This window comes from Cytobacillus sp. NJ13, assembly GCA_030348385.1.
Classification (GTDB): Bacteria; Bacillota; Bacilli; order Bacillales; family Cytobacillaceae; genus Cytobacillus.
The window spans coordinates 3,187,888-3,205,000 of record JAUCFP010000006.1; the positions used below are offsets into that span (position 1 = coordinate 3,187,888).

Below are 17,113 nucleotides of genomic sequence, written 5' to 3' on the forward strand. Positions count from 1 at the left end.
GTATTTTGCTATGATGCAGTTTCTATGTTAGCTCCACTGAGCAGTTTTTATCTCTATTATATTGCATTACTTTTATATTTTAACGCATTATCGTTGGAAAGAGTACCGTTTTATTCATTACATCATACATTCCCTGCTGGGTAATCCTGATGTAAGGCAGATGCGTTGAAGAGAAAAAGAGCAGCGTATACATTGGATCTTCATGTTTATAGCCTTGATCACGCAAATAATGCACCAGCAGTTTTTCTTCCTCTATTAATTCCTCCACATTTTTATGGGACATCACACCCTTTAAGCGGAGTTCCATTTCCTGGACAATTCTTCCCCCTTCTGATATGACAATGCCTCCGCCGATTTCTTTCAGCCGGTTAAAAGCATTCAGCATTTCCTGTTTGCTTTTTCCTATTAAGATAATGTCACCGGTATTAGAAAAGGAACTTGCCATTCCATCCAGGCTCTTCGAGAACCCTTTTAGTATCGTATTTATGCGCCAGTTTCCATTCCGGTCAATAAGCATGAAGAAACATTCATCATGGTCTTTCTCCAGTTCTTCAGATGATACGTCAATCATGATGGAGTAGGGCTTCGTAATAACCGCATTCTCCAGTTTTATCCCGAAAGGCATGGAGAATTGCATATCATCAGCAGTCAGATCCCAATCAATATCCAGTGGTTCAAAGCCGTATTCTTCCCATTCTACAGGCTTATAGGCGTGCAGGTTTTCACCGTCTCTTTTCACCCATTCCCCTTTGGCAATAACAGATAATGGAGTTGGTTCTTTTTCATCTGACAGGAAATTAATATTGGCCACTCTTCCTGTCGCAATGGAGCCATGCAAATAATCGATTCCATAATGACGGGCCACATTAATGGTAGCCATATTATAAGCATCGATAACCGGCACACCTTTATCTATAGCGATGCGGATCATATGGTCAATGATTCCCTGTTCATAGAAGGAGGAAAAGGAACCATCTGTTGTGAAGATCATCCGATCGTATTGATCAATGCCGATTTCATGCATCTCGTCCAATAAAACCGGCAGGTCGGGACGGATGGAAGAATATCTGAGAGATACGGTATATCCCTGTAAAAGACGATTATAAACATCTTTTCCCGTCATCGACTCATGGTCGCAATCAGCACCAAGCAGCATAAGCTTTGCCAGCGTTTTTTCGGATGCCCCCGGAAAATGGCCTTCGATCTTTTTCCTCATCCGCTTTGTCTCCTGAATCCAATGAAGCATCATATCATCGCCATCCAATAGCTTCGGCCAGCCAGTCAGCTCTCCTCCCTGAAGCACAGCATCATGCTCAAGCCATGATTTAACGTTCCCGTGTGAAAAAACGGATTCTTCATGCTGGATTTCCGTTTGGGCATCAAATCGGCACCACCAATACGTTGTTGCAGGCATGTTTCTCATTTCCTTCAAAAAAGAAAACGCTTTCTTTTTATCCTGCTGTAAAGCAAGCACCATATTGTCATTAATCAAGGTTGTTGTACCAAACTGCGATGCATAGCTCGCCAGGGAATGGGGATTATATAATTGAAATGGATGGGCATGCGGCTCAATATATCCAGGAACCAGCGTGAGCCCTTTACAATCAACGACCTCACACTTTTCTATTATTTCTGGCAGCTTTTCACCCACATAAACAATACGGTCGCCATAAATCCATATATTTGCTGTTATCCATTTGCGAAGTGCCTGATTCAGATAACGAGCGTTCTTTAGTAATATCGTCGGTGACAGTTTTCCGTCCAATACGGAAACATGTTCACGCAAGTGCCTGTTTTTCCAACGGTAACGCTGTTCCAGCACCATACTCCCTCCCTTTTTGATATCTATATATAAAAGACTCTGTTTTTAGAATAAAATTAATGAGTGAAATGGCTTTAAATCAATAAAGAAAGCCCTTTCATTTCTCCTGTTTTACTATAGTAACATATTTCACTGTTTAACGCATTAAAGAATCAGTAAAAGATTGTAAAAATTTTGTGAAAGTGGTGAGATCTATGGATGTTAAACCAAATATCGGCATTGTAAATGCCCTAGTACGCATAACAGTCGGATTAACTGTCTTAGCCTGGAGCACTTCAAAGCTTGTGAAAAGACCTTGGCGGGACTCTTATCTCATGATGGCCATGCTGGGCGGCATGAAGGTGGCAGAGGGAATTGTCCGCTTTTGCCCTTTGACAGCTCTTTTTGAAAGAGGCCAGAATATGGTCCAGGAAAAGAGAAAGCAGGAAGGCAATCACAATAATGATGAGGCTGTTGAGGAAATTCTGCCTTATAACCCCTCTTAAATTTCTAAAAAAATCCAGCTCCCTATATGGGGGCTGGAAAATTGAAAGGAGCTGACAATATGTTTTGGGAATACATAATGGACATGACGTTCGTCCTGGCAGCAATAATTGGAAGCATTGTAGCACTCCTGTTTGTGTATATCCGGAAGACTAAGAAAGGACGTGCGCGATAGCTTTATCGGCAATATCTTTGCGGTAGAATACACCTTCACACTGTAGATTTTCTAGTTCGGAATATACCTTTTGCTGTGCTTCTTTCAGAGTAGGAGCTTTAGCGCCTGCCAGCAGCACGCGGCCTCCATTTGTCACATACTCACCTGAGCTGTTTCTATCAGTCCCGGCATGGAAGACCGAGACATTTTTAAGCGATTGCAGCCCATTCAGAACAGCTCCTTTTTCATATGCTTCAGGGTAGCCCTTAGAAGCAGCAACCACTCCGACGATTGCTTCCTTATCCCACTCGATTTCAGGCTGTTCCCCTTTTAGAACCGCCAGCATTACCTCCGCCAGATCCGACTTCATGCGGGGCAAAATCACCTGTGTTTCAGGATCTCCAAAACGGGCATTAAATTCTATTACCTTCGGGCCTGCTGTTGTTTTAATCAGACCTGCATACAGGATTCCGGTAAAACTTCTGCCTTCCTGAACCATTGCTTTTGCTGCCGGCTTCAAAACTTTTTCCACAGCAGCTGCAACTGTTTCATCACCAATATGCGGTACCGGTGAATAGGCCCCCATTCCACCAGTGTTCGGTCCCTTGTCTCCATCATAGGCACGCTTGTGGTCCTGGGCAATTTCAAGCGGAATCACCTTTTCTCCATTCACAAAGGCCATTAAGGAAAATTCTTCGCCTTCAAGGAATTCTTCAATTACAACTGTTGAAGAAGCTTGACCAAACTTTTCATTTAATAATAGTTCCTCAATCCCAGACAATGCTTCCTGCATAGTCATGGCCACTATTACGCCTTTTCCGGCTGCAAGGCCATCTGCTTTCAGAACAATGGGAGCGCCTTTTGCTTCAATATAGGCTTTCGCTCTTTCATAGTTGCTGAATACCCCATATTCGGCAGTGGGGATAGCATATTTCTTCATAAGCTCTTTGGCAAAGGACTTGCTGCCTTCAATTTCGGCTGCTGCTTTTCTCGGTCCAAATACCTTTAACCCCGCTTCTTCAAATCGGTCAGCCAATCCCTCAAGCAGCGGCACTTCCGGCCCGATTACAGTCAATTCGATTTGATTATCCTGAGCAAACTGCACAAGTTTTTCCTGATCATTTTCCTGGATGGCAACCAGCTGAGCTGAATCTTCCATTCCCGGATTTCCTGGAGCCGCAAAAACCTGCTTCACTGAAGGGCTTTGATTCATTTTCCAGCAAATTGCATGCTCACGGCCGCCTCTTCCAATAACCAATACCTTCATTACGCCCACCTCCATAAAAATGTCAGCTATAATAGCAAGGCCCCTGATCGAGGCGCTTCTGCTTTTCGTATTGTCCAGCTCCAGCGCCTAGGGGCTCGAGGTCATAAGCCAACCTGTCAAAAAGGTAAGGGCCACCTTTCCGACAGCTCGTCTTATGCTTGAGGCTCCCAGGATGGGAGTCATGCAGACGTTGCCACAGGACGTGGCGTTCTTAGTCTGCTTTCCTTCCTAATCGAGGCGCTTCTGCTTTTCGTTTTGTCCAGCTCCAGCGCCTAGGGGCTCGAGGTCATAAGCCAAACTGTCAAAAAGGTAAAAAGCAACCTTTCCGACAGCTCGTCTTATGCTTGAGGCTCCCAGGATGGGAGTCATGCAGACGTTGCCACAGGACGTGGCGTTCTTAGTCTGCTTTCCTTCCTGATCGAGGCGCTTCTGCTTTTCGTTTAATGTTTAAAATGGCGTACGCCTGTAAAGACCATTGCAATTCCGTACTCATCAGCCATTTTGATGGAATCCTCATCACGGATTGATCCTCCCGGCTGGATGATGGCTGTGATGCCTGCTTTGGCTGCCGTTTCAACCGTATCGTTCATTGGGAAAAAGGCATCGGATGCCATTACCGCTCCGTTCGCTTTTTCACCGGCCTGTTCAAGTGCAATTTTGGCAGAGCCAACGCGGTTCATCTGCCCGGCACCGACTCCAAGTGTCATGTTTGCATCATTTACGACAATGGCATTGGATTTCACATGCTTTACAACTTTCCAGCCCAGCTTCAATGCTTTCCACTCTTCTTCCGTTGGCTCTCTCTTGGTCGCAACTTTTACTTCTGCATCTTCAAGAGTGAATAGATCATATTCCTGTGTCAGCAAGCCGCCCTCAATAGCGGACAATCTCATCTCTGTTTTCTTTTTGCCTTCGAAAGGAATTGTCAGCAGGCGCAGATTCTTTTTCCCTTTTAAAATCTCAAGCGCTTCGTTTGAGAAGGAAGGTGCAATGATGATTTCAAGGAAGATTTCATATAGCTTTTTCGCTGTCTCAGCATCTACTTCCCTGTTCAGGGCAATAATGCCGCCGAAGATAGATACAGGATCCGCCTCGAAAGCTTTTGAAAAAGCTTCGAATACATTCTCCCCAGACCCCACTCCGCAAGGATTCATATGCTTAACAGCAACTGCTGCAGGCTCTGAGAATTCTTTTACGATTTGGAGAGCTGCATCTGCATCATTGATATTGTTGTAGGATAATTCCTTGCCGTGAAGCTGTTCAGCGTTAGCAATCGAAAATTCAGAACCAAGCGGCTTGCGGTAAAAAGCAGCCTTTTGATGCGGATTCTCCCCATACCTCAATGTTTGCTTCAGTTCATACGTAACAGTTAATTTTTCAGGCGTTTCTTCATTTGCCAAATCTGTCATATACTCAGCGATCATCGCATCATAGGCAGCTGTATGGCGGAAAACTTTTGCAGCAAGTCTGCGGCGGGTTTCCTTTTGAACCTCTCCGGTTTCTTTTAGCTGTGAAAGAACTTTTTCATAATCGGCCGGATCCACCACAACCGTTACATAGTCATGGTTCTTAGCGGAAGCACGAAGCATGGCCGGGCCGCCGATATCAATATTCTCAATGGCATCCTCTACTGTCACATCTGGCTTAGCGATGGTTTGCTGGAACGGATACAAATTCACGCACACAATCTGGATAGGCTGGATCCCATGCTCCTCAAGCTGCTGTTTGTGACCTGGTTCTCCATGCTTAGCCAGCAGCCCGCCATGAATCATTGGATTTAATGTTTTTACACGCCCTTCCAAAATTTCCGGAAAGCCTGTCACATCACTTACGCCGATAACGGGGACTCCACTCTCTTCCAGCGCTTTTTTTGTACCGCCGGTTGAGATAATTTCAAAACCCAGTTCGCTTAACTGCTGGGCAAATTCTGTTATGCCATTTTTGTCGGAAACACTGATTAATGCACGTTTCTTCATGTTCGCTCCCCCTGACTCTGTTGAATGATATACTTTAGCTCTCTACCATTTTAGCATAGAAAAGATTTTGCAAAACCTGCGGATAAAGTTTGTGCTCGACTTCATGTATCTTCTTTTGAAGGCTTTCCAGCGTTTCACCCGCATTTATATCAACTGGCGCTTGAGCAATAATCGGCCCAGTATCCATGCCTTCATCGACAAAATGAACCGTCACACCGCTTACCTTCACATTGGCAGATAACGCCTGGCCAATTGCATCCTTACCTGGAAAAGCGGGAAGAAGAGAAGGATGGATATTAATAATCCTGCCTTCGAACTCTTTCAAAAGCGTCGGGCCAATCAGTCTCATGTAGCCTGCGAGAATAATATACTCTGCGCCGCTCTCCTTCAGCCTTTGCAAAATCGCTCTTTCATACTCTGCTTTGCCAGCATAGTCTTTAGCTGAAAAAACAAACTGCGGAACTTGTTCGTTTTGTGCACGCTGGGTGCTGTATGCACCTGGCCGATCACAGACAAACAAGACGATCTCAGCCTGCAAATCACCTTTGTTTACAGCATCGGCAATGGCCTGAAAGTTCGTTCCGCTTCCGGAAGCAAACACTGCGATTTTTTTCATGACTTCCTCCAAGTTACAGAATTTCAATTCCTTCCCGATCCGTTACTGTGCCCATTAGATAGGCTTTTTCTCCAATTTCATTAAAATAGGCGATCAGTTCATCAGCATTTGCTTTATCCGCTGCAATCACCATGCCTGTTCCCATATTAAAAATGTTGTACATTTCTTTGCGTTCCAGTCCGCCGATCTTCTCCATAACCGTGAACACAGGCGGCACTTCCCAATTGCTTTCACTAAGCTGGGCGCCAAGACCTTCAGGCAGCATGCGCGGGATATTTTCAATAAATCCGCCGCCGGTAATATGTGCCATGCCTTTCAGCTTGAATTGCTTCATAGCTGATAGAAGCGGCTTCACATAAATTTTTGTAGGGCGAAGCAGCTCTTCCCCTAAAGTGCAGCCTAATTCTTCTACATGATCTGTTAAGGACAAATTCGCTTTCTCAAAAAACAGCTTTCGGACAAGTGAGTAGCCATTGCTGTGGATCCCGCTGGATGAAAGACCGATCAGCACATCTCCTGCCTTGATGTCCGCACCATTAATCAGATTAGATTTTTCACAGGCACCGACCGCAAATCCGGCAAGATCATATTCTTCTTCACTGTACATGCCAGGCATTTCGGCTGTTTCACCGCCTACAAGCGCACATCCAGCCTGTTCACATCCATCCGCAATACCTTTAACAATCGCCTCAATCCGTTCTGGCGCCGCTTTACCGCAGGCGATATAATCCAAGAAATAAAGAGGTTCCGCTCCCTGTACGACAATATCATTTACACACATTGCGACCGCATCAATCCCAATCGTGTCATGCTTATCCATCATAAAAGCGAGCATCAGCTTCGTGCCGACACCATCTGTACCTGATACTAAAACCGGTTCCTTCAGATTAAGTTCAGATAGATCGAACATACCGCCAAATCCGCCCAAACCTCCAAGCACACCAGGACGAATCGTCTTCTGTACGTGCTTTTTCATGCGGGAAACTGCTTCATAGCCAGCTTCAATATCTACTCCGGCCTGTTTATATGCATTTGCCATTCCTTTTCACCTCATGGTTGGAAAAATAAAGGCCGATTTTGTATTTTATCGGCCAACATTGTGCTTTTACCGGTCAAAAATGATGATTTACCGGCCAATTCTTTATATTTACCGGCCAAAAAGAGCAAAATGCCGGTCAAATTTCATATTTATACCTTTTCATAAGGATGCAAAGTGCTTGGATAAATCTCCGTCGGATACTGGCCTGTAAAGCATGCCAGGCATTGTCCGTCTTTTCGGCCGATTGCTTTGACCATGCCCTCTGTACTTAAGAAGGTAAGTGTGTCCGCACCAATGATTTCTCTTATTTCCTCAACAGAATGATTGCCTGCAATCAGTTCTTCCTTTGTAGAAGTATCAATTCCATAGAAGCATGGATTTTTAATCGGCGGTGAACTGATCAGCACATGAACTTCTGTCGCACCTGCATCCTTCAGCATTGTGACGATCCGTCTGCTTGTTGTTCCTCGAACGATCGAGTCGTCCACCATGATGACTCTCTTGCCTTCTACAACTCCGCGTACCGGAGACAGCTTCATTTTTACACCCTGCTCACGCAGCGACTGGGATGGCTGGATAAAAGTCCGGCCCACATAGCGGTTTTTAATCAAGCCCATCTCATATGGAATGCCTGAAGCTTCTGCATAGCCAATCGCAACAGAGATGCTTGAGTCAGGTACACCTGTAACGACGTCCCCTTCAATTGGCGCCTCAAAAGCGAGCTGCTTCCCAAGATTTTTCCGGGCGGTATGAACGTTGATCCCGTTGATATTACTGTCCGGACGGGAAAAATAAACATATTCCATTGTGCACATTGCAATATTAGAGGCCATTGCAAACATTTCAGAACGGAATCCATTGTCGTCAATGATCAGCAGTTCTCCTGGAAGAATATCGCGGATATACTCTGCACCGACAACATCAAAAGCACATGTTTCAGATGCAACCGCATAAGCATCGCCAATTTTGCCAAGAGAGAGCGGCCTCATGCCGTTCGGATCCAGCGCAACCATCAGCTCTGTTTCGGTCATGATCAGAAAAGCATAAGCTCCTTTAATCATGGATAAAGCATTTTTGACCCGGTCCTTTAGGGAAGAGAAGCCTGCACGCTTAATTAAGTGAGCCAGCACCTCTGTATCTGAACTCGTTTGAAAAATGCTTCCCTGTCCTTCAAGCTGATGCTTCAATGCAGTCGCATTCACCAGGTTTCCGTTATGGCAAAGCGCAAGACTTCCGCTTTGTGAGTTGAATAGCAGAGGCTGGACATTTTCATATCCGCCCCCGCCGGCCGTCGCATAGCGTACATGTCCGATTGCTGCTTTTCCTTCCAGTTCCTTCATGGCATCTGCTGTGAAAATTTCCGTTACAAGCCCTTCACCTTTAATGCCTTTCAGCTTTTTGCCGTCGGTAACAACCATTCCTGTGCCTTCCTGGCCGCGGTGCTGCAGACTATGAAGCCCGTAATACGTGATCTGGGAAGCATCCTGATGCCCCCAGATCCCAAAAACACCGCACTCTTCATTCAGTCCTCTTATTTCAGCAAGCATGGGATAGCTCCTTTCCAGGCATGCTTTAGAACGTCAACCTGTTCGGCAAGCAATAGGCCCTCTTCATTGGAGATATAAAGTATAGGTGCTTCTGTTACTTCACCGATTAGTGCCGCATTTACTAAACTTTCAAACGCTTCCTGGTTTTCTTTTTTTACAGATAGCAAGAAACGGGATTGTGATTCACTGAATAAAGCCGAAGTCGCATTTCCTGTTACCTTGATATCCGCTCCCAGACCTTTTGAACCGATCAGGCTTTCCGCAGCAGCTACAGCCAGCCCGCCTTCTGCCACATCATGGGCAGATGCTACAAGTCCCGAACGAATGGCTTTTAAAATTTGTTCCTGTGCTTTTTCTTCTTTTTCGAGATCAAGTTCAGGCGCTTTTCCGAAAATCTTGCCGTATGTCACCTTCTGCAGCTCACTGCCGCCGAACTCATCCTTTGTTTCGCCAACCAGATAAATAAGATCACCAGCTGCTTTAAATGCTTGTGTTGTAACATGATCAATGTCATCTACAAGCCCGACCATTCCAATGACAGGCGTTGGGTAGATAGCTGTTCCATTTGTTTCGTTATATAAAGAGACGTTTCCGCCGATAACTGGTGTATTCAATGTGCGGCATGCTTCACTGATTCCATCTGCCGCTTTTTCGATTTGCCAGAAGATTTCAGGCTTCTCAGGGTTTCCGAAGTTCAGATTATCTGTTATCGCCAATGGCTGACCGCCGGAGCAAATGATATTTCTTGCTGCTTCAGCCACAGCAATTTTTCCGCCTGTTTCAGGATCAAGATACATATAACGTGAATTACAGTCTGTCGTCATGGCCAATCCTTTGCGGGTGCCGCGGATGCGAATGACTGCAGCATCTGATCCAGGTGCCACTACTGTATTGGTGCGGACCATATAGTCGTACTGATCATAAACCCATTCCTTGCTGGCGATTGTCGGCTGCTGGAGGAGCTTTACCAATGTTTCTTTATAATCTTCAACTGCAGGAACTTCATTTTCCATTGCCTGGAATTCGCGGAAATATTCCGGCTCGCTTGATGGTTTATGATAAACTGGCGCATCTTCTGCAAGCGCATCTACCGGCAGCTCTGCCACCACTTCTCCCTGATGAGTTAGACGGAGCATTTTATCATCGGTTACCTTGCCGACAGAAACTGCTTCCAGGCCATATTTGGAAAATAAATCAACGATCTCCTGCTCGCGTCCTTTTTTCACGACAATCAGCATTCTTTCCTGTGATTCGGAAAGCATCATTTCATATGCAGTCATGCCTGTTTCCCTTTGAGGAACAAGGTCAAGATTCATTTCAATTCCGGATCCCGCTTTGCTGGCCATTTCAGCAGAAGAGCTTGTCAGGCCGGCAGCTCCCATATCCTGAATGCCGACAAGTGCGTCAGACTGGACCAGTTCAAGACATGCTTCAAGCAGAAGCTTTTCCATGAATGGATCGCCAACCTGGACAGCCGGGCGTTTTGATTCTGATTGGTCTGTTAATTCTTCAGATGCAAAAGTAGCACCATGGATACCGTCACGGCCAGTTTTTGCACCAACATACATGACTGTGTTGCCTACTCCGTGGGCCTGGCCTTTTTTAATATCCTTGTGGTCGATTAAGCCGACACACATAGCGTTTACAAGCGGATTTCCTTCATAGGAAGAATCAAACTGCACTTCTCCCCCAACTGTTGGGATGCCGATGCAGTTTCCGTAGCCCGCAATGCCTGCGACTACTTCTTTAAAAAGGTACCGTACACGAGGAGAATCCAATTCTCCAAAGCGTAAAGAGTTGAGGAGTGCGACCGGTCTTGCGCCCATTGAAAATACATCGCGGATAATCCCGCCGACACCTGTTGCTGCCCCCTGATAAGGCTCGATTGCAGACGGATGGTTATGGCTTTCAATTTTAAAAACAACTGCTTGCCCGTCGCCGATATCAACAATTCCAGCTCCTTCCCCTGGTCCCTGAAGTACTTTCTCTCCTGTTGTCGGGAACTTGCTTAAAACTGGCTTCGAGTTTTTATAGCTGCAATGCTCTGACCACATAACCGAAAACAAACCGATTTCTGTGTAATTTGGCAAACGCCCGATAATCTTTTCAATCATCGCAAATTCGTCATCAGACAAACCCATTTCTTTGTATACCTTCTGTGCCTTTAACTGTTCCGGACTTGGCTCAAGCATTAACGACATGTGCTTCCCTCCATTGTTTTACGATTGATTGAAAAAGTTTCAGGCCATCTGCTCCCCCTAAAAGCTCATCAACGGCTCTTTCAGGGTGCGGCATCATGCCGAGTACATTCCCTTTTTCATTGACAATGCCTGCGATGTTTTCCAGGCTGCCATTGGGATTCGTTCCATTATAAGTAAAAACGATTTGGTTATTTTTCTTCAATTCAGCTAAAACAGCTTCATTACAATAATAGTTTCCTTCACCATGGGCGATCGGAATATTGATTACTTCATCCTTTTCATATGCAGATGAAAACATGGTTTCATTGTTTTCAACCTTTAACTCCACGGTGCGGCAGATGAATTTCAGGCTATCATTTCTTCTCATTGCCCCAGGCAAAAGGCCAGCTTCAAGGAGGATTTGAAATCCATTGCAGACGCCCAATACCGGCTTGCCTGCTTCTGCCGCCTTCACTACTTCTCTCATGACATTGCTGAAGCGTGCAACAGCACCCGAACGGAGATAATCTCCATAAGAGAAACCGCCGGGAAGAAGAATTCCGTCATATTCGTCTAAGCTTTCCGCGTCATGCCAGACATATTCGGCTTCCGCTCCGAGCTCATCCTTTACTGCATGGTACATATCGATGTCACAATTGGACCCTGGAAATACGATCACAGCAAACTTCACTGGGCAACAGCCTCCTCAATTTCAAAGCGGTAATCTTCAATCACTACATTAGCCAATAAGCGCTCACACATTTCCTTCACAGCTTCTTCAACAGGACGGTCGCTTTTTTCCACTGTCAGCTCCATGTATTTTCCAATGCGCACATCAGACACTTCGCTGTAGTTCATGGAATGCAGAGAGTTTTTTACAACTGTTCCTTGAGGATCTAGAACACTTTCTCTTAATGTGACGAAAACTTTTACTTTGTACATACTGTTTGGCCTCCCAGTCTCGCTAAAATATTTTCATAAGCATCTGTTAAATTTCCAAGGTCTCTGCGGAAAACATCTTTATCCAGCTTTTCATTTGTTTCAATATCCCAAAGCCTGCAAGTATCTGGAGAAATCTCGTCAGCCAGCAGAATTTGTCCTGATTCATCTTTACCAAACTCCAGCTTGAAATCTACTAATTTAATGCCGAGGTCTTTGAAAAAATCTCTTAAAATGGCATTAACCTGAAGTGCCTTCTCCTGTAAAAGCGCTACTTCCTGCTTATCAGCCAGCTGAAGCACTTCAATATGATCTTCTGTCAGCAGCGGATCACCGAGCTCATCATCTTTGTAATAGAACTCAACAATCGGCCTCGATAATTCTTTCCCTTCTTCAACTCCCAATCTCTTAGAAAAGCTCCCCGCCGCAACATTGCGGACCACTGTTTCGAGCGGAATGATATCCACCTTTTTCACAAGCTGCTCTGTCTCTGAAAGTTTTTCAATAAAGTGAGATTCTATTCCAAGGTCATGAAGCTTTGAAAAAAGCAAACTCGTAATCTCGTTATTCAAACGGCCCTTGCCGCTGATGCTTGCCTTTTTCTCACCATTAAAGGCTGTTGCAGAATCTTTATATTCAATCCAGACAATATTTTCATCGTTTGTTTGATATACCTTTTTGGCTTTGCCTTCGTATAACAATTCTCCTTTTTCCATAGCGGAGAGCCTCCCTTATTCGAATAGCGCATGGCTGCTAGACATCATTATTAAGAAGATTGGGAATTTTCCCGATAATAAAGAGGTAAAGACTGCTCTTTACCTCTTTATTTTTTTATAAACCTAGACGGTCAAAAATAGTATCCACATGCTTGATGTGGTAGTTATAGTCAAAGCAGTCATCTATTTCTGCTTCGGATAGCTTTGATGTAATCGTCTCATCCTGCTCAATCAGGCTGCGGAATTGCACCTGCTTTTCCCATGCTTCCATGGCACGCGGCTGGACTGTATCATATGCCTCTTCACGAGTCATGCCCTTGTCAATCAAGGCCAGAAGAACACGCTGAGAGTAAATCAGCCCTAGTGTACGGTCCATATTGCGTTTCATGTTTTCAGGGAAGACAGTTAAATTTTTCACGATATTTCCAAAGCGGTTCAGCATATAGTTCAGCGCAATCGTTGCGTCAGGCAGGATGATTCTTTCAGCTGATGAGTGGGAAATATCCCGCTCATGCCATAATGCCACATTTTCATAGGCGGTCATCATGTAGCCGCGGATCACTCTTGCCATCCCCGTCATATTTTCTGAACCAATCGGGTTGCGTTTGTGCGGCATGGCTGAAGATCCCTTTTGGCCTTTTGCGAAGAACTCTTCCACTTCACGTGTTTCGCTTTTTTGCAGCCCTCGAATCTCCGTCGCAAATTTTTCAATTGAAGTGGCCACCAGCGCAAGCGCCCCCATATAATGTGCATGACGGTCACGCTGAAGTGTTTGCGTTGAAATTGGTGCTGGCTGGATGCCCAGTTTTTCACACACATATTTTTCAACGAACGGATCGATGTTTGCATATGTTCCAACTGCACCAGAGATTTTACCGAATTCCACACCAGCAGCTGCTTCTTTAAAACGGTCAAGATTACGCTTCATTTCTTCATACCATAATGCAAGCTTTAAACCGAATGTAGTCGGCTCTGCATGCACCCCGTGCGTACGGCCCATCATCACTGTATGCTTGTGTTCCTGTGCTTTGTTTTTCAGGATTTCCACAAAGCGTTCGATATCTTTTAGAAGAATATCATTCGCCTGCTTGATTAAGTAGGAAAGCGCCGTATCAACCACATCTGTGGAAGTAAGCCCGTAATGAACCCATTTGCGCTCTTCTCCAAGCGTTTCAGATACTGCACGCGTAAAAGCCACAACATCATGTCTTGTTTCTTCTTCTATTTCTTTAATGCGGTCGATATTGAAAGCAGCATTCTCACGGATTTTCTGAACATCTTCTTTCGGAATATCTCCTAATTCAGCCCAAGCTTCACAGGCAAGAATTTCTACCTCAAGCCAAGCCTGAAAGCGGTTCTCTTCTGTCCAGATAGCTCCCATTTCCGGTCTCGTATAGCGTTCAATCATGTTTTATCCTCCGATCTTTTCCTTCACAGGGGTCCAAATTCCGCTTTTTTCTGCTTCTTCAAGTGCCTCTTCGGCTGAGTTCCGCAAAAGCGTGACATGGCCCATCTTGCGTTTATACTTGGCATCCTTTTTTCCGTACAAGTGAATCTTCCAGTCATCCAATTCAGGTATTTTCTTAATTAAAGGCTCCTGGTGCTCTCCTAGTATGTTTACCATTACAGCCGGTTTTAATAGCCCAGTGCTGCCAAGCGGCCAATTGCAAACCGCACGGATGTGCTGTTCAAACTGGGAGGTTTCGCAAGCTTCAATCGAATAATGACCTGAGTTATGTGGACGAGGCGCAAGCTCGTTAATGTAAATCTGTCCGTCTTTTGTCAGAAACATTTCGACTGCCAATGTACCGACAAGGCTTAAAGCTTCTGCCAGCTGGTTTGCTGCATTTACTGCCCTTTCCTCAGCATCAGCTGTGATCATGGCCGGCACAATTGTCTGATGCAGAATGTTTTCTTTATGAACATTTTCCCCGACTGGAAATACCGCTTTTTCTCCCGAAATATTCCGGCAGATAATAACCGATATTTCCTTTTCGAAAGCTATCCATTTTTCAAGGACACACACGCCATTCTCAAGAAGCTGTGCAGCTTTCTTAATATCCTGCCCGCTCGTTATCACAACCTGCCCTTTTCCGTCATACCCGCCTCTGGATGTCTTTAATACTGCTGGATAGCCAAGCTTTTCTATATTATCATAAATGTCTTTTTCAGTAGTAATGACTGCATATGGTGCTACCTCGCAGCCAGCTTTTTGGATGGCTGCTTTTTCCTTTGTCCGGTCCTGGGTGATCTCCAGCACCTCGCTGCCCTGCGGGACATACGCATTTGCACATAGCCACTCAAGAGCTTCCGCACTGATATTTTCAAATTCATATGTCACAACGTCACTGACGTCAGCTAACTCTTTTATAGAATCTATATGACCGTATTCACCAATGATTTTAATATCCGCAACCTGGCCGCAAGGAGAGTCTTCTGCCGGATCCAAAACGGCAATCCTGAAGCCATTTGCTTTTGCTGCCAGTGCCATCATTCTCCCGAGCTGTCCCCCGCCAATAATTCCAATTGTTTGTCCAGGTAAAATTGTTTTATTAGACAAGTTCATCACTGCTTTCTAGTACTTCCTGTTTTGTTTTATCTCTTTTTGACTGAAGACGTTCTGCAATGGCTGTATCATAAGCGCCAAGTATTTGTGCTGCCAGCAATCCGGCGTTAGTGGCTCCTGCTTTTCCAATCGCAACCGTTGCAACCGGGACGCCGCCGGGCATCTGAACAATGGACAGCAATGAATCCAGTCCGTTTAGAGCTTTTGATTGGACTGGTACTCCAATGACAGGAAGTGTCGTTTTCGCTGCAACCATTCCTGGCAGGTGTGCCGCTCCTCCTGCACCCGCAATAATTACCTTGAATCCTCTGTCTCTTGCCTGCTCAGCATATTCAAACATAAGATCTGGAGTCCGATGGGCTGAAACAACCTTTTTTTCAAAAGGGATTTCAAGCTCTTCCAGAATTCCGCAAGCGTGCTTCATTGTCTCCCAATCTGATTTGCTTCCCATAATGACTGCTGCTTGTACGCTCATTCTTTCTCCTCCAAATCTTCCAATATAAAAAACCCGCACAGACCCTTCTCTTAATATGAGAGAAAGTAATCTGTCCGGGCTAAAAAGAACCATAAGGAAGACACCTGCAAACGGCAGGAACCATTCCTTCTACATGCCGGGCATATCAGCTTTCCCTCATAGTCCAGCAATTTACGGTTGCCGGGTAGAAACTTATGGGCCCTATTCCCATTATTATACGAGGGGTTTATTCACGTTTTATTAACTACCACCATATTAACAACATACCTGATACTCTGTCAATTGAAAAATCGAACAATACTAAAAGTCAGACAATTAATGTTCGTGTTTTAATCTTCTGCTCGTTTTGCTTCAAAAATGATCTGCCTTCCAGCCGGTTCATAATCGACTTTACCGCCCGTCTTAACTTCTTTAAAAATAGGCTTCTCAGTCCTTCTAACAGGTATATATCCTGCCTTTTGTATCCTCTCCAGGCACTGGTCAATGGTTTCGTTTTCCTGGACTTCAAACACCATTTTGTTCTTGGCTTTGCTCATTGGGATAACTTTCCTCTCTTAACAGATTTCACCCAGAATCCGCCATGAATCGTTTTTGGCTCATAAGCGATGATGAAGGCCTTAGGATCCAGCTCTTTAATCGTCTGATAAAGCTTTAATTCATATTTTCTTGGTGTCAGGATCTGAAGGGCCATCCGATCGCCTTCAAGTCCGTTGGCAGCCCAGTTTGTGACACCATAGCCTTTATCTCTTAAAGCTTTTGGAAGATCCCTGTCATATTCCTTTGTAATTACATTTACCGTAATATAGCCAAGAGCAAGCTTCTCTTCAATTTTCATGCCGACAATAACGCCGATTCCATAACCAACTGCATAGGCTATCAGATTTTGTATTTCATTTAGGTTATCCAGAACAAGCCCCAGTCCAATTACATAAATGACAACTTCAATTGTACTAATAAAAGCTGCAAGGTACCGTTGCCCCTTAAGCGTAAGAATCATCCTGATGGTAAAAAATGATACATATACAATATTAATGATCAAAATAATAGCGACCATAATAAAACTGTTTTCCAGCAATGCAAGTGTCCTCCTTTATGGGGGATTTAAAGGCATATGGGTGCCCTCTCCCCATTAAGTCCCTATTGTACAAAAGAAATTGGCGTTTGGTAACCTTTTTTCAAAAATTGATTCTTTATGAATAGGTTATCCTTTTTTGAATAGGATGAAACGGCTTATTTGTTTATGGATTATGTCTGAATTAGTTGAGGCTAAATGAAGAAGAGAGGTTCTAAAGGTTTTTAACTAGCAGGTTTTGAAGATTATCTAGCATGTATT

The 17,113-nt window shown here is 44.7% G+C and carries 16 protein-coding genes and 1 riboswitch; of the genes, 1 reads left to right on the top strand and 15 read right to left on the bottom strand.

The window, feature by feature from the left end:
• Positions 1–79 precede the first annotated feature (79 nt).
• Complete coding sequence (locus tag QUF73_15880; protein ID MDM5227662.1) at positions 80–1,822, bottom strand: adenine deaminase C-terminal domain-containing protein; 1,743 nt, start codon at positions 1,820–1,822, stop codon at positions 80–82.
• Between the two features lie 194 nt (positions 1,823–2,016).
• Here QUF73_15880 and QUF73_15885 point away from each other — a divergent pair, with 194 nt between their 5' ends.
• A complete protein-coding gene (locus QUF73_15885; GenBank protein MDM5227663.1) occupies positions 2,017–2,307 on the top strand; it encodes a DUF2892 domain-containing protein in 291 nt (96 codons plus the stop codon).
• Positions 2,308–2,457: 150 nt separating this feature from the next.
• On the opposite strand, the gene purD is transcribed toward QUF73_15885, so the two are convergent.
• The 14 genes from purD to QUF73_15955 form a co-directional block, all read right to left on the bottom strand.
• Complete coding sequence (gene purD, locus QUF73_15890) at positions 2,458–3,726, bottom strand: phosphoribosylamine--glycine ligase (protein MDM5227664.1); 1,269 nt, start codon at positions 3,724–3,726, stop codon at positions 2,458–2,460.
• Between the two features lie 440 nt (positions 3,727–4,166).
• Positions 4,167–5,702: a bifunctional phosphoribosylaminoimidazolecarboxamide formyltransferase/IMP cyclohydrolase gene (gene purH / locus QUF73_15895; GenBank protein MDM5227665.1), complete on the bottom strand. Its 1,536-nt coding sequence runs from the start codon at positions 5,700–5,702 to the stop codon at positions 4,167–4,169.
• A gap of 34 nt (positions 5,703–5,736) precedes the next feature.
• A complete protein-coding gene (purN, locus tag QUF73_15900; GenBank protein MDM5227666.1) occupies positions 5,737–6,318 on the bottom strand; it encodes a phosphoribosylglycinamide formyltransferase in 582 nt (193 codons plus the stop codon).
• Between the two features lie 13 nt (positions 6,319–6,331).
• On the bottom strand, positions 6,332–7,357 hold the full coding sequence (gene purM, locus QUF73_15905) for a phosphoribosylformylglycinamidine cyclo-ligase (GenBank protein MDM5227667.1): 1,026 nt from the start codon (positions 7,355–7,357) through the stop codon (positions 6,332–6,334).
• Between the two features lie 149 nt (positions 7,358–7,506).
• Positions 7,507–8,904, bottom strand: coding sequence for an amidophosphoribosyltransferase (gene purF, locus QUF73_15910; GenBank protein MDM5227668.1), 1,398 nt, complete (start codon positions 8,902–8,904; stop codon positions 7,507–7,509).
• Entirely contained in the window at positions 8,889–11,105 is a 2,217-nt protein-coding gene (gene purL / locus QUF73_15915) for a phosphoribosylformylglycinamidine synthase subunit PurL (GenBank protein ID MDM5227669.1), read from the bottom strand. The genes purF and purL overlap by 16 nt, the downstream gene beginning before the upstream one ends.
• Positions 11,089–11,775, bottom strand: coding sequence for a phosphoribosylformylglycinamidine synthase subunit PurQ (gene purQ / locus QUF73_15920; GenBank protein MDM5227670.1), 687 nt, complete (start codon positions 11,773–11,775; stop codon positions 11,089–11,091). Before purQ ends, purL begins: the two co-directional genes overlap by 17 nt.
• Positions 11,772–12,026 carry a phosphoribosylformylglycinamidine synthase subunit PurS gene (gene purS, locus QUF73_15925; GenBank protein MDM5227671.1) on the bottom strand — a complete coding sequence of 85 codons (255 nt, stop codon included), beginning with the start codon at positions 12,024–12,026 and terminating at the stop codon, positions 11,772–11,774. The genes purQ and purS overlap by 4 nt, the downstream gene beginning before the upstream one ends.
• Complete coding sequence (locus QUF73_15930) at positions 12,014–12,739, bottom strand: phosphoribosylaminoimidazolesuccinocarboxamide synthase (GenBank protein MDM5227672.1); 726 nt, start codon at positions 12,737–12,739, stop codon at positions 12,014–12,016. Before QUF73_15930 ends, purS begins: the two co-directional genes overlap by 13 nt.
• A 115-nt stretch (positions 12,740–12,854) precedes the next feature.
• Positions 12,855–14,147, bottom strand: a complete 1,293-nt coding sequence (gene purB, locus QUF73_15935; GenBank protein MDM5227673.1) for an adenylosuccinate lyase — start codon at positions 14,145–14,147, stop codon at positions 12,855–12,857.
• Positions 14,148–14,150: 3 nt separating this feature from the next.
• Positions 14,151–15,305, bottom strand: coding sequence for a 5-(carboxyamino)imidazole ribonucleotide synthase (gene purK / locus QUF73_15940; GenBank protein ID MDM5227674.1), 1,155 nt, complete (start codon positions 15,303–15,305; stop codon positions 14,151–14,153).
• Positions 15,292–15,780, bottom strand: a complete 489-nt coding sequence (purE, locus tag QUF73_15945; protein MDM5227675.1) for a 5-(carboxyamino)imidazole ribonucleotide mutase — start codon at positions 15,778–15,780, stop codon at positions 15,292–15,294. Before purE ends, purK begins: the two co-directional genes overlap by 14 nt.
• Before the next feature lie 139 nt (positions 15,781–15,919).
• Positions 15,920–16,021, bottom strand: a riboswitch (purine riboswitch).
• An 88-nt stretch (positions 16,022–16,109) separates the two neighbouring features.
• Positions 16,110–16,316: an NETI motif-containing protein gene (locus tag QUF73_15950; GenBank protein ID MDM5227676.1), complete on the bottom strand. Its 207-nt coding sequence runs from the start codon at positions 16,314–16,316 to the stop codon at positions 16,110–16,112.
• Positions 16,313–16,855, bottom strand: coding sequence for a DUF5698 domain-containing protein (locus QUF73_15955; protein ID MDM5227677.1), 543 nt, complete (start codon positions 16,853–16,855; stop codon positions 16,313–16,315). Before QUF73_15955 ends, QUF73_15950 begins: the two co-directional genes overlap by 4 nt.
• Positions 16,856–17,113: the final 258 nt, after the last annotated feature.

Bases quoted from the DNA above. Each gene is read 5' to 3' on its own strand.
- purM (MDM5227667.1), bottom strand. From the start codon at position 7,357: ATGGCAAATGCATATAAACAGGCCGGAGTAGATATTGAAGCTGGCTAT.
- purH (MDM5227665.1), bottom strand. From the start codon at position 5,702: ATGAAGAAACGTGCATTAATCAGTGTTTCCGACAAAAATGGCATAACA.
- QUF73_15885 (MDM5227663.1), top strand. From the start codon at position 2,017: ATGGATGTTAAACCAAATATCGGCATTGTAAATGCCCTAGTACGCATA.
- purS (MDM5227671.1), bottom strand. From the start codon at position 12,026: ATGTACAAAGTAAAAGTTTTCGTCACATTAAGAGAAAGTGTTCTAGAT.
- purB (MDM5227673.1), bottom strand. From the start codon at position 14,147: ATGATTGAACGCTATACGAGACCGGAAATGGGAGCTATCTGGACAGAA.
- QUF73_15950 (MDM5227676.1), bottom strand. From the start codon at position 16,316: ATGAGCAAAGCCAAGAACAAAATGGTGTTTGAAGTCCAGGAAAACGAA.
- QUF73_15930 (MDM5227672.1), bottom strand. From the start codon at position 12,739: ATGGAAAAAGGAGAATTGTTATACGAAGGCAAAGCCAAAAAGGTATAT.
- purN (MDM5227666.1), bottom strand. From the start codon at position 6,318: ATGAAAAAAATCGCAGTGTTTGCTTCCGGAAGCGGAACGAACTTTCAG.
- purK (MDM5227674.1), bottom strand. From the start codon at position 15,305: ATGAACTTGTCTAATAAAACAATTTTACCTGGACAAACAATTGGAATT.
- purF (MDM5227668.1), bottom strand. From the start codon at position 8,904: ATGCTTGCTGAAATAAGAGGACTGAATGAAGAGTGCGGTGTTTTTGGG.
- purD (MDM5227664.1), bottom strand. From the start codon at position 3,726: ATGAAGGTATTGGTTATTGGAAGAGGCGGCCGTGAGCATGCAATTTGC.
- purL (MDM5227669.1), bottom strand. From the start codon at position 11,105: ATGTCGTTAATGCTTGAGCCAAGTCCGGAACAGTTAAAGGCACAGAAG.
- purE (MDM5227675.1), bottom strand. From the start codon at position 15,780: ATGAGCGTACAAGCAGCAGTCATTATGGGAAGCAAATCAGATTGGGAG.